General features: G+C 58.6%; 10 protein-coding genes. 6 read left to right on the top strand and 4 right to left on the bottom strand.

The genetic code is table 11. The features are described 5' to 3' along the window. The 3 genes from JKL48_RS23595 to nuoK form a co-directional block, all read right to left on the bottom strand. Complete coding sequence (locus tag JKL48_RS23595; protein WP_201984012.1) at positions 1–1,620, bottom strand: OmpA family protein; 1,620 nt, start codon at positions 1,618–1,620, stop codon at positions 1–3. Between the two features lie 347 nt (positions 1,621–1,967). Next, positions 1,968–3,920 (bottom strand): NADH-quinone oxidoreductase subunit L, encoded by a 1,953-nt coding sequence (gene nuoL / locus JKL48_RS15315; RefSeq protein WP_201984011.1) that lies wholly within the window; start codon positions 3,918–3,920, stop codon positions 1,968–1,970. Positions 3,921–4,055: 135 nt separating this feature from the next. Then, a complete protein-coding gene (gene nuoK / locus JKL48_RS15310) occupies positions 4,056–4,400 on the bottom strand; it encodes an NADH-quinone oxidoreductase subunit NuoK (protein ID WP_201984007.1) in 345 nt (114 codons plus the stop codon). A 281-nt stretch (positions 4,401–4,681) separates the two neighbouring features. Here nuoK and JKL48_RS15305 point away from each other — a divergent pair, with 281 nt between their 5' ends. The 6 genes from JKL48_RS15305 to JKL48_RS15280 all read left to right on the top strand — a co-directional run bounded on the left by JKL48_RS15305 (position 4,682) and on the right by JKL48_RS15280 (position 8,307). Beyond that, a complete protein-coding gene (locus JKL48_RS15305) occupies positions 4,682–5,284 on the top strand; it encodes an RNA polymerase sigma factor (protein ID WP_236668834.1) in 603 nt (200 codons plus the stop codon). Between the two features lie 27 nt (positions 5,285–5,311). Beyond that, a complete protein-coding gene (locus JKL48_RS15300) occupies positions 5,312–5,692 on the top strand; it encodes a hypothetical protein (RefSeq protein ID WP_201984006.1) in 381 nt (126 codons plus the stop codon). A 114-nt stretch (positions 5,693–5,806) separates the two neighbouring features. Further along, positions 5,807–6,061 (top strand): autorepressor SdpR family transcription factor, encoded by a 255-nt coding sequence (locus JKL48_RS15295; RefSeq protein WP_201984004.1) that lies wholly within the window; start codon positions 5,807–5,809, stop codon positions 6,059–6,061. Positions 6,062–6,091: 30 nt separating this feature from the next. After that, on the top strand, positions 6,092–6,757 hold the full coding sequence (locus JKL48_RS15290) for an SdpI family protein (RefSeq protein WP_201984003.1): 666 nt from the start codon (positions 6,092–6,094) through the stop codon (positions 6,755–6,757). A gap of 362 nt (positions 6,758–7,119) precedes the next feature. After that, on the top strand, positions 7,120–7,539 hold the full coding sequence (locus JKL48_RS15285; RefSeq protein ID WP_201984000.1) for a peptidase associated/transthyretin-like domain-containing protein: 420 nt from the start codon (positions 7,120–7,122) through the stop codon (positions 7,537–7,539). 282 nt (positions 7,540–7,821) lie between these two features. Continuing rightward, positions 7,822–8,307, top strand: coding sequence for a carboxypeptidase regulatory-like domain-containing protein (locus JKL48_RS15280; RefSeq protein WP_201983998.1), 486 nt, complete (start codon positions 7,822–7,824; stop codon positions 8,305–8,307). A gap of 92 nt (positions 8,308–8,399) precedes the next feature. Here the strand turns inward: JKL48_RS15280 and JKL48_RS15275 are convergent, their stop codons facing one another. Continuing rightward, positions 8,400–12,044, bottom strand: a complete 3,645-nt coding sequence (locus tag JKL48_RS15275; RefSeq protein WP_201983997.1) for an ABC transporter permease/M1 family aminopeptidase — start codon at positions 12,042–12,044, stop codon at positions 8,400–8,402. Between the last annotated feature and the right edge of the window lie 22 nt (positions 12,045–12,066).

Raw genomic sequence — 12,066 nt, 5'->3', positions numbered from 1 at the left:
CTACTTGCGCTTGGCGGGGGCTTTTTTCACCGGCGCCTTGCGCGCCGGGGCTTTCTTGGCCGGAGCCTTTTTCACCGGGGCGGCTTTCACCGGTTCGGGCTGGATGGTCGGGGCCGGGCCGTACTTCACTTCGGCCGAGTTGGGGTCGCCGGTGAGGTAGAGGTCGAATTCCACGCGACGGTTCACGGCGCGGCCGGCATCGGTGGCGTTGTCGGCAATCGGCTTGGTTTCGCCGAAACCATGCGACACAATGCGGTCAGCGGGCACGGCCTGGCTCAGCATGTAGGTACGGGCCGAAGCCGCGCGGTCGTCGGAGAGGCGCAGGTTGTAGTTGTCGTCGCCTTTGCTGTCGGTGTGGCCGGCAATGCTCAGCGTGTAGTCGGGGTACTCAGTCATTACGGCGGCCAGGTCCTTCAGCGTGGGGTACGAGCTGGGCAACAGCACGGCCTTGTTGAACTCGAAGTTGATGTACTTCGTGGCTTCTTGCAGGCGCTTTTTGGTTTCGGCTTTCACCTCCGGGCAGCCTTTGTTGCTGGCCGGGCCGGCGCGGTCGGGGCAACGGTCCTGGTAGTCGGGGACGCCGTCACCGTCGCGGTCGAGCGGGCAGCCGCTGGCATCGACGCGCACGCCGGCGGGGGTGCCGGGGCACTTATCGTTCTGGTCAATCACGCCGTCGTTGTCGGCGTCGGGGCAGCCGCGTAGCTCGGCCTTGCCGGGGGTGTCGGGGCAAGCGTCGTCGGCATCGGTTACGCCGTCACCGTCGCGGTCGGGGCAGCCCTGCAGGGCAGCCACGCCTTTCACGTCGGGGCACTTATCCTGGTAGTCGGGCACGCCGTCGCCGTCCTTATCCAGCGGGCAGCCGTTGGGGTCCACGGCCACGCCAGCCGGGGTGCCGGGGCATTTGTCCTTCTTGTCCGAAACGCCGTCTTTGTCCTCGTCCTTCATCTGCCCAAAGGCCACCGTAATGCCTACCTGGTGCAGTAAGAACCGGTCGTTGCGGCTATCCGACTCGTTTTGCACCACGCCGTCCACCTCGTCGCTGAAGGGGTAGTGGTAGCCGGTCTGCAAGTCGGCAAACACCGAGGGCGACAAGCGGAAGCGCAGGCCGGCGGCGCCATACACTTCGCCCCGCCGAATCTGCCGGAAGAAAGGAGTCGATACGGCCTGGCCAGGGGCTTTCACCGTACCGGTGCTGTTCGTTAGAAACAGGCCCGGGCCGGCCATCAGGTAGGGCTGGATGAACGAATTTTCCTTGAGGATTTTACCGTTGTTCAGCTTCAGCTTCAGCCCCAGGTCAATCATGCCAGTCCGCGCTTCGAAGTTGGCGGGGGTGCTGTTGAAGCTGCCGGAAAACTTGTACGTCTCGTAGTTGCCGTACACGCCCAGGTCGAACGATGGCGAGAGGTAGCGCGTGATGCCGCCGCCGCCCCCAACTTCAATATCGACGCCGCTGCGGTTCCAGAAGTCGGAGCCTTGGTTACCGGCGTATTGCAAGGAGCTGACCCAGCCGCTAAGAGCAGTTTTTTTGTCAGCCGTTTGGGCCTGAGCCGAAGGCGCCGTGCTACTAAGCACAACAGTTGCCAACGCCAAGCCCTGAAGGAGTTGAGGTTTTAAAGACATATTTCTTATGAGATGGTGGGAATAGATGCACAAGTCCTCGCAGGTCAGGAGTCCTGTTTTGGATGTGCTCCTATACCCCTCCTACCTAAAAAAGTTGCTGTCTCCAGTTACTGGTTTTATAAATTTATTTAATTAAAAATCTGTTAATCAGTTATTTATAAGAAATAACTGATGCGATTTATCTCACTGCAATTGATGGGTCAGCAAGGTGGTTGGCTCATTCTACTCGCGTTTTAGATAGGGCACCGTTTTGGAACGGCAGTGAAGAAATAGCCGCCAAAAGAAAACGCCACCCGCATTCGGCGGGTGGCGTTTTCTTTTGGTGAGACGGGGCAGCACGAATCGGTTTACAACCGCCCGAAATTCAGGCCCAGAATTAGCACAATGCCAATGACCATCAAAATCAGGTAGGTTTCCACGGCACCGGTCTGCACGTAGCGCAGCAGTTGCCCGCCGCCATTCACGGCCCGGCCAAACACGCCCACTGCGGGATTGATAACGCCGTTTTCCACGAATTTGTAGAGGCCGGTTGACAGCGCCATTACCGGCTTCACAAACACCGTGTTGTACAGCTCATCGATGTAATATTTGTGGTACACCAAGCTTTCGGGAGCCGACCGCTGGGCTTCGTCCTCGGCCGGACGCGCCGCGCGGGCTACGTACATCACATAGGCCAGGATGATGCCCAACACGCCCGCCGCAACCGACAAGCCCATCAGCATCAATTCGGTATTTTTATCCGGCTCGGCCGCGAAAACTTCCGGCCGCAGGCGCTGCGAGTACGTGAAAATCGGAGCCAGGTATTCGGCCAGGTAGTGGTGGCCGCCCGTGAACATCGGCGCGCCCATGAAGCCGCCCACGGCCGCCAGAATGGCCAGCACGATGAGCGGGAACGTCATCGAAGCGGGCGATTCGTGCAGGTGGTGCTTCTGCTCCTCGGTGCCCCGGAACTCGCCAAAGAACGCCAGAAACAGCAGGCGGAACATGTAGAACGCCGTCAGGAACGCCGTGAGCAAGCCCATGGCCCACAGCACCTTATTGTGCTCGAAGGCATGCGCCAGGATTTCGTCTTTGGAGAAGAAGCCCGAGAACGGCGGAATGCCCGAAATGGCCAGGCAGCCGATGAGGAACGTGAGGAACGTGATAGGCAGGGCTTTGCGCAGGCCGCCCATGCGGCGCAGGTCCTGCTCGTTGCTCATGGCGTGAATAACCGAGCCCGCGCCAAGGAACATCAGCGCCTTGAAGAAGGCGTGGGTGAGGACGTGGAACAGGGCCGTGGAGTAGCCCATCACACCCAATGCCAGAAACATATAGCCCAGCTGCGACACCGTGGAATAGGCCAGCACTTTCTTGATATCGTTCTGCGCCAAGCCGATGGTGGCGGCAAACAGCGCCGTGGCCGCGCCCACAATGGCCACCACCTGCAGTGTATCGGGCGATAAGGTGAACAGCACGTTGGCCCGCAGCACCATGTAAATGCCGGCCGTTACCATGGTAGCGGCGTGGATGAGGGCCGAAACCGGCGTGGGGCCGGCCATGGCGTCGGGCAGCCAGGTGTAGAGCGGCAATTGGGCCGACTTGCCCATGGCGCCCACAAACAGCAGCAGCGTGATGTAGGTACAAACGCCCACACCCATCAGGCCAAACTGCCCCAGCGAGGCTTTCTGGAACACTTCGGCGTACTGCACCGAGTTGAAGGTGAGGTAAATCAGGAAGATGCCCAGCAGGAAGCCCAGGTCACCCACGCGGTTGATGATGAAGGCTTTCTTGGCGGCGTTGTTGTAGCTGGTGTTCTTGTTCCAGAAGCCGATGAGCAAGTAGGAGCACAAGCCCACGCCTTCCCAACCGATGAAGAGGATGACGAAGTTGGCCCCCATCACCAGCAGCAGCATGCTGAAAATGAACAGGTTCAGAAAGCTGAAGAACTTGCCCACGTTCTCGTCGTGGTGCATGTAGCCGATGCTGTAGACGTGGATGAGGAAGCCTACGCCCGTCACGAGCAGCAGCATTATCAGGCTGAGCTGGTCAATCTGATACTGAAAGGGAATCTGCAGCGAGCCCACCGAAATCCAGTCGAACAGCTGCACCGTGTACTGGTACTGGAAATTCAGGAACAGCATCACCGAAATCAGGAACGAGCCCAGCACGGTGGCGCTGCCAATGAGGCCGGCCACGGTGCCCGACAGCTTCTTGTTCAGCAGTCCGTTTAGCAGAAAGCCCAGGAAGGGCAGCAACGGAATCAGGACGTAGAGAAACGTGGAATATGGGGCGTTGGCGCCGGGGAGAACGGTTTCTTGCATGGAGTTATTTATGCTAACAAACTGAACGTCATGCTGAGCGCAGCCGAAGCATCTCGCGTGCAACAGTAATTCATTTACTTGCGCAGTAGAGATGCTTCGGCTGCGCTCAGCATGACGGCCTTTTATAACTTGGCATTACCACTTCAGGCGGCTCAAAAGGTTGACGTCGGTGGTTTGGAAGTTGCGGTAAATCATGACGATGATGCCCAGCCCGACCGATACCTCGGCGGCGGCCACGGCCATGATGAAGAACACGAAAACCTGCCCGTTGGGGTCGGCGCGGTAGGCCGAGAAGGCCGTCAGCAGAATGTTCACCGCGTTGAGCATCAGCTCGACGCACATGAAAATAATGATGGCATTGCGCCGAACCAGCACGCCCGTAACGCCGATGGCAAACAAGGCCGAGGCGAAGAAAACGTAGTACTGAAGCGGAACGGTCCGAATGACTTCGGGAATGGTCTGGGAAACGGTTGGGTCCATGCAGAAGAACCGGCGAATGGGCATTAGGCAGCCGGCCGGCTGGCAAAGGTACCCTGAAAAACGAAAAATCAGGGTTTGATTTTTGCGAGCAACACATGATTTAGAACGTCATGCTGAGCGCAGTCGAAGCATCTCTCCCGCAGCAGTAATCCAATCAATAGGATTAGTTGCGCAGTAGAGATGCTTCGGCTGCGCTCAGCATGACCGTTCTTTAGATGCTCGCCCAAAAATTCTTAAAGTATTTTCGAGCGCCCGGCGTCTGATTGCTCAGAATGACTACCATGGCACTTTCGCTCCCTACTCCCCTCCTGCCGATGTCGGCTTCGCAGCAAGACCGCCAGATTGCCGAAGCTGTGCAGCAGCAGCGGCCCCGGCTGCTGCAGTTCATCCGGCGCCGCATTCCCGATGAAGCCGAGGCCGAAGACCTCCTGCAGGATGTCTTCGCCGAGCTAGTGGAAAGCTACCGGCTGCTCAAGCCCGTGGAGCAGGCGGCGGCCTGGCTCTTTCGGGTGGCCCGCAACCGCATCACCGACCTGTACCGCCGCAAGCGGCCGGTGAGTCTGGAAGAAGCTTTCGGCGCGGCCGAAGCTTCGGACGACGGCGAAGGCCTGCTGCTGGCCGACCTGCTGCCCGCTCCCGACGACTCGCCCGAAAACCGCCTGTTGCGCGAAACCCTCATGGAAGCCCTGAGCGACGCGCTGGCCGAGCTGCCCGTGGCCCAACGCGAAGTGTTTGTGTGGCACGAACTGGAAGACAAAACCTTCCGTGAAATGGAAGAAGAAACCGGCGTCCCGCTCAAAACGCTGATTTCGCGCAAGCACTACGCCGTGTTGCACCTGCGCAAGCGCCTGCAGACGCTCTACACTGAGCTATTCACCGACTAATTCCCTCCCGTTATTTTCGCCCTTATCATGGACCGTAAATTCTGGCTGCTCCGCGGCCTCCGTTTTTTTCTTTTTGCCGCGCTTTTCCTCGTGGTCATTGGCTTCGTTACCCAGGCCCTCTGGAACTGGCTGATGCCGGAGCTATTCCATCTCCCAAGCATCAACCTGCCGCAGACCTACGGCCTGCTGCTGCTGAGCCGCATTCTGTTCGGCTTCAAGCCGGGGGGCAATAAGTCGGCCGCCTGGGCCCGCAAGCGGCGCGAGTGGCAGCAGCGCATGGCCGGCCGCATGGAACACCTCAGCCCCGAGGCCCGCGAAAAATTCCGCCAGCAAATGCGTAGCCGCTGCAGCGCCTGGGGCCGTGCTTCAGAAAAGGCTGCTGAATCTCCCGCCCAGCAACCTGCCTAACAGCCTTTTATAAATAGTATTCGAAATATTTTATCGGCGCGGCTCCATTTTGAGGGGCCGCGCTTTTTTATATCCATTTTATTTAGACATTTGCCTAAACATTGAATCACCCGAATGAATGCCCTCTTCAAAGCCCTGAACGACCCCACCCGGCGCGCCATTCTGGAGCGGCTGCGCAACGGGCCCGCCACGGCCGGGGCCATTGCCGAACAATTCCAATTCTCCGCCCCCACCATCAGCCACCACCTCGACCTGCTGCGCCAGGCCGACCTCGTCACGAGCCAGAAACAGGGCCAATTTGTGGTCTACACGCTGAACATGACTGTTTTTGACGAATTGCTCGGCTGGCTGTATCAGTTCAAATCCTGATTTTTTCTTTCCAATTTTCAATTCCGCGTCATGAAAAAGAACCTGTTGCCCTGGCAATTGCTCACGCTGGCGGTGGTGCTGGCCCCGTCGCTGTACCTGGCTTACTTGTGGCCCCAACTGCCCGCCCAAATTCCTACCCATTTTGGCACCGATGGCCAGCCCAACGGCTACACCGACCGCGCCAACATGTGGCTTCTCACCTTGGGGCTGCCGCTGGGCATGGCACTGTTTTTCAGCATCCTGCCGCGCCTCGACCCCAAGCGCCGCCTCGACGGCGACAGCGTCAACTTTCAGAAGCTGCGGCTGGCCGTGGTGGCCCTGCTGGGCGGCTTGGCCTGCTACAGTCTGCACGCGGCCGTGCACCCGGCCAGCACCAGTGGACGGGGCGTGGTAGTAGTGCTGGGTTTATTCTTTGCCTTCCTGGGCAACTACCTGACCACGGTGCAGCCGAACTATTTTGTGGGCATTCGCACTCCCTGGACCTTGGAAAGCCCCACCGTTTGGGCGCGTACGCATCGGGTGGGCGGCTTTGTGTTTTGCATAGCGGGGCTCCTGATTGCCGCCCTGGCCCTGGTGGTTCCGGTGGCCTGGACCCATTGGATACTTGTAGGCTTTACGCTGGCCACGGCCCTGTTTAGCTACGCATACTCCTACTTCCTTTTTCGCCAAGAAGAGCAATTACGGAAAGCCGCTTAGCTCTGCATGGCCATTGCCAGCCCCATGGCTGCTGGGGCGCAACTACCATCCCATCGGTCTTGACCGCTTTGCCGCCTAAGCATATCGGCTGATATTACCCTCATAAAAATCATCGCATACAACTGATAATAAGCATTCTAAATGCAGTCATATTGACTATTTCATAGTTCAGCTTTCGCAAAAAGCCCTCTGCGTGACGCCAGGGGGCTTTTTGTATGATATAGCTTTCCGATAAGTACAATCATTGCGTTTATCCTAGAATAAAGGTGAATTTATTTTGATGAAAACTTGCAAAAAGGTCTACCCTGATTGTATGTTTGTATTGTCTAATAAAAACCACTCTTCGTCATACTCTATTCTATATGGCCTCGCCCCTTACCTCTGTTATTGTTGCTTTCGGGCTGCTACTCAGTGGCACCGCCAGCCATGCACAATATGCCTACACGCGGGTGGAGGCCCCGGTGGTAGCAAGCACGGGAACTGACACGGAAGAAACCCCCAATAACACCCCCGATAAAAAAGTGCACGGTGTGGTACAAGGCAAGCAGGGGGTGCTGCCCGGCGCTACCGTGTGGCTGCACGGCACCCGCACAATAGTAGTAACCAACTCAGAAGGCGAATTTGAGCTGAGCGTGCCTGCCAACACCAAAGTGGTGGAATTGACCTGCGGCTACGGCGGCTTGCAGGAGGAGGTGGTACGCTTCGCGCCGGCGCAAGCCATGGGCTCTATATACCTGCTACGCACCAAAAATGCCGATACCGTGCAAGCCGGTAGCAAATAAAAGATTACCTAACTACATAGTTCGGCTATACTCTCTGATTCCACACCTTGCTTTCTGCAATTATTTCCAACCAGCCGAAAAAACCCTGACCGTGAACGGTCAGGGTTTTTTGCTTTACATGGCTGACGCAAGGGGCAATACTTTCCGTTTGCTTTGGCAAAAGCTTCCATTGGCCGGCTGATTCCCACAGTTGGACGAAGCCGGCCTAATCTGGCTAAGGTGCAAGGGTACATTTGTATCATTCAAAAACGACCCACCTTAACTGCATCTCGCTTTTTACTTATGCGCCTCTCCGCCCTTCTCCTCGCTTCTGTTCTCACCGGGGCTCTCAGCCTCAGCACCGCCCGCGCTCAAAGTGTTTTTGCGAGCAATGCAACGTTTGGCTCGGCCAACACCGACGGCAAGACTACCCCTGACCGCTCAGCGGTTTCGACGGAAAAGGTGGTGCTGTCCGGCAAGATTACCAGCCCCGCTGGGCCACTGCCAGGCGCTGTTGTTTTTCTGACCGGCACCAAGGAAATGGCGGTAACCAATGCCAATGGTGAGTTCGAATTCACGGTACCGGCCAATGCCGGGCCGCTGCAAGCCCGCGTGACGTACGCTGGCTACGCCGACGAGAACATGACCCTGAATGCAGCGGCCGGCGAATCGACGGTGACCCTGGCCAATGCCCGCGTCATTGTGATATCGCGCAAGCAGCAGCTGAAAAAATACCTCAAGACGGCTCATAAGCAAGTGAAGCGCGAGCTGAGAAAAGCCCGCGGCTAAGCTGTTAAACAAATTTTATCGTCCAGACGCAAAAAATCCCCGACCAAAAGGCCGGGGATTTTTGCGTCTGGTGCATCGTACCGGGAGCCGAACTATAGCTTTACCTGCTTGACGTTATCGTCCTGCACCCGGTCGACGAATTCGTGGTAGGGGTCGATGACGACTTTGGCAGGCTCTTTTGCCACAACGAACTCCAGCTTATTGGTGCCAGCGTGGAAGCGGCGCTTCACCAGCAGCAGCGGCGGCACAGGCAGCTTGTGGTCGCCCTGGGCGGGGAACACGGCCACGGGCAGGTAGTCGTTTTCGGGGCTGGGGCGCTCGGTGCCGAGGCTGTCGGCCACCAGCTTCTTGCTTTCCACGGTCAGATTTACCTGGAATTTACCGTTGGGCAGCTTTTTCACCGAAGCATCGGTGAGGCGGTTTTCGTAGAGCGTGATGCGGTCGAACAGGTCCGTGACCATGTTCTGGAGCGAATCGGGCGTCACCTCGCGGAATTCGGCCACCAGTTCCGGGGCGGTGCTGTAGGGCGCGGTTTCGTACTTGTGCTGCTCCAGAAAGCGGTGCAGGGCCGTGTTCACGTTGGCTTCGCCGATGTAGTCCTGCAGGGCATACATCACCACCGAGCCTTTGCGGTAGTGAATGTAGCCCTGGTTTTCCACCTTGGCCAGCGGCACTTCCTTTTTACGCTCGAAAGCGCGGCCGTTGAGGTAGCTGTTCAGCTCGTATTTCAGGAATTTTTCCATGGTGTAGGCGCCGTAATGGTGTTTCATCACCATCAGGGCCGAGTATTGGGCCATGGTTTCGATGAGCATGGTTTCGCCCTGCACGTTGCCGCCCACAATCTGGTGGCCCCACCACTGGTGCGCTACTTCGTGGGCCGTCACGTAGAACGGGTAGTCCACGTCCTCGGGGTCGTTGGGGTCGACTTTGGCGATAAAGCCAATGCTTTCGGAGAAGGGAATGGTGCCAGCAAAACTCTGGGCAAAGCTCTGGTACTTGGGAAATTCCAGGATGCGTACCTGCGTGTGTTGGTAGGGCCCGAAGTGCTTGGTGTAGTAGGCAAACGACTCCTTCACGGCCTGCGCCATGCGCTTGAGGTTGTACTCGTGGCCGGGCTGGTAATATATTTCGATGGGCACCACGCGGTGGCCGGCCGAGTCCTGCCACGCATCCTTATACACCTTGTAGCGGGCCGAGAGGAAGGTGTAGAAGTTGAGCATGGGCTGCTCCATCTTGTAGTGGAAGTAGCGGCGGTTGCCCTGGGTCCAGTCCTTGAGCAGGCGGCCGGGCGCCACGGCCAGTTGGTCGGCGCTGGTGCTGAGCACAATTTCGAAACGAATCCAGTCGGCATCGGCCGCGAGGCCGGTGTTCTGCCGGGCTTTCATATCGGTGGCGGGCGCTTGCCGCTCCTTGGGCTGGAGGCCGTTGCGCTTGCGCACGTCGTCTTCGCTCAACTCGCCCTGCTCGCTGTAGCCAATGCCGGGCAGGTAGCTCTGGCTGTTCATGAAGATGCCATTCTGCACGATGTCGGTGTTGGAACCGGAGTTGGGGAAGCCTTTCTCCCCATAGTCGAGCACGGTGGTCATTTCCACGGAATCGCCGGGGGCCAGGGGCTGGGCGAGGCGGTAGAAACGGAGGTTGACGGTGGTGTCGTTGAGCACCAGCGTGGCCGGGCGGCCGAGGGCCAGCTTGCGCACCCGAGCCCGCGAAGGCACGTTGATGATGATGGTGTCCAGCGGCGCGGTGTGGCGGTTCTTCAGCCAGAAGCTGCCCTCGATGTGCACCGTGCGGGTGGCCGGGTAGAGGTCGGTTTTCAGATTCACCGCCACGAGGCGGGGCTGGGCGAGGTCTTTGTAGCGGCGGTAGGTTTTCTCGTAGCCGGCGGTCAGCTTTTCGATTTCCTTGGGCGCACGGTACTGGTTTTCGATGTTGGTGTTGTAGAAAATGAAGCTACCGGCACCCAGCATCACGAGCAGGCCCAGGGCGAGGGCCGTCCAGGCGGGGCGGCCCCAGCGGCGACTGGCTTCGGCACGGCGCCGCACAAAGGCCGCATCGGTGCCGCGCACCCAGAAAATGTTGGCGGCCAGGGCCAACAGCAGGGCGCCCGCCGCCCAATACAACTTAAACCAGCTGAAGCCGGCCACGAAATGCCCGTACCCGTTCATGTCGGAATAGGGTGTTTCGGTGTTGCCGGCGTAGTCGAACAGCTTGTGGTTGATGCCCAGCTGGCCCTGGAAAATGCTGCCCAGGTAGTACAGCACCATCACGAAATGGCCAAGAAACTTGTTATTCACCACCACCTGCACCAGCATGGCCAGCACGCACAGCAGCAGGTAGTCAATCAGTTTAAGTCCGAACAGGGTTTCAATGTAGAGACCCGGCTCGTAGTGAAAGTAGCCTTTGGCGGTTTGGAGCAAGATGCCGCAGGCCATCACCACGGCCAGCAGAACCACTTGGATAAGGCCTAACGCGCTGAGCTTGCTCAAAAACGGCACCCAGTTGGGCACGGGCAGGGCGTCGGTAATCTGGGCCACCCCGGCGTCGCGTTCGCGCCACACCAGCTCGCCGGAGTAGTAAGTGATGATGATGAGAATGAACAGGGCAAACGTGCCGCTCAGCAGCTCCACCATCTCGGCAGTGACGGGGTAGGTGACGGTGTCGTAAATCTTCCCCACCTGCCAGCCGCTTACAAGCAAAAAGATGACGCCCGCCGCCACAATAGCCACGAAATACACGCTGCGCACGATGCCCCGAAACTCCAGCTTGGTGAGGCTCCAGTACTGGCGCAGGTTCATGCCGCTGGTGAAAAACTGCGTGACGCGGGGCAGCACCAGCCGCCCGCCCATGGGTGCCGCGGCCACCTCGGCCAGGGCCGCGGCCAGGCGCTTGCGCTTTGAGGGCGCCTTATCGGAGGCAAAGGCGGAGAAGTGAAACCGCGCGTAGCACAGCCCCAGCAGCGCCACGCCCACGCCCAGCCACAGGGCGCGGTTCACCACCAGATAGCGGCTGAGGGGCAGCAGCTGGGTGTTTTTTTCGGCCGGTGTCCAGTAGCGGGTGGTGAAGCGGCTGGCGCTGCCGCCGAAGGCATCGAGCATGGAAGCCAGGTCGATGTTATCCAAATCGCGCAGCAGCGACTGGGCAATGAGGTAGCCCACCAACAGCAGCACCGAGCCGATGTAGGTGCTCAGGATGTTGCGCGTGAGCGTGGCCATGGTGAAGAAAATGGCCCCCGTGAAAAACAGGTTGGGCAGAATAAAAACCACGTAGGGCCACACATAGTAGCTCAAATGGTTGACTCCGAACTTGTCGGCCTCCACTCCCGGCAGCAGGCCACCCAGCCACATGCCCAGACCAATGCCGCTGAACACCAGCACGCACACCACGAATGAACCCCAAAACCGGCCGCCCAGATAGCCCAGCTTGCTGATGGGCTTGGTAAAAAACAGCGAATACGTGCGGTGCTCGAAGTCCCGGTACACCGGGTTGCCCATGATGGCTGATGTAATGAGCAGCCCGAAAAAGCTCATCAGGGCCACGGCGCCACTGATGGAATGGGGCGAATTGACGTGCACCCGGCCGCCGTCGCCGCCGATGCTCACATTGGCCCCCGAGCCAAAAATGCCGCCGGCCGCCGCCGCCAGCAGCCCGCCCATGAGGACCAGAATAACAAAGTAAATCCACGTGGCCGGACGGCGCAGGCGGTATTTCAACTCGAAAAGAAATATGGCGAGGAACATGATTGCAGAAAGGTGAGGCGAA

Source organism: Hymenobacter rubidus (genome assembly GCF_016734815.1).
GTDB lineage: Bacteria > Bacteroidota > Bacteroidia > Cytophagales > Hymenobacteraceae > Hymenobacter > Hymenobacter rubidus.
This window is presented reverse-complemented; position numbering and strand designations above follow the sequence as displayed.

Bases quoted from the DNA above. Each gene is read 5' to 3' on its own strand.
- JKL48_RS23595 (WP_201984012.1), bottom strand. From the start codon at position 1,620: ATGTCTTTAAAACCTCAACTCCTTCAGGGCTTGGCGTTGGCAACTGTT.
- nuoL (WP_201984011.1), bottom strand. From the start codon at position 3,920: ATGCAAGAAACCGTTCTCCCCGGCGCCAACGCCCCATATTCCACGTTT.
- nuoK (WP_201984007.1), bottom strand. From the start codon at position 4,400: ATGGACCCAACCGTTTCCCAGACCATTCCCGAAGTCATTCGGACCGTT.
- JKL48_RS15305 (WP_236668834.1), top strand. From the start codon at position 4,682: ATGGCACTTTCGCTCCCTACTCCCCTCCTGCCGATGTCGGCTTCGCAG.
- JKL48_RS15300 (WP_201984006.1), top strand. From the start codon at position 5,312: ATGGACCGTAAATTCTGGCTGCTCCGCGGCCTCCGTTTTTTTCTTTTT.
- JKL48_RS15295 (WP_201984004.1), top strand. From the start codon at position 5,807: ATGAATGCCCTCTTCAAAGCCCTGAACGACCCCACCCGGCGCGCCATT.
- JKL48_RS15290 (WP_201984003.1), top strand. From the start codon at position 6,092: ATGAAAAAGAACCTGTTGCCCTGGCAATTGCTCACGCTGGCGGTGGTG.
- JKL48_RS15285 (WP_201984000.1), top strand. From the start codon at position 7,120: ATGGCCTCGCCCCTTACCTCTGTTATTGTTGCTTTCGGGCTGCTACTC.
- JKL48_RS15280 (WP_201983998.1), top strand. From the start codon at position 7,822: ATGCGCCTCTCCGCCCTTCTCCTCGCTTCTGTTCTCACCGGGGCTCTC.
- JKL48_RS15275 (WP_201983997.1), bottom strand. From the start codon at position 12,044: ATGTTCCTCGCCATATTTCTTTTCGAGTTGAAATACCGCCTGCGCCGT.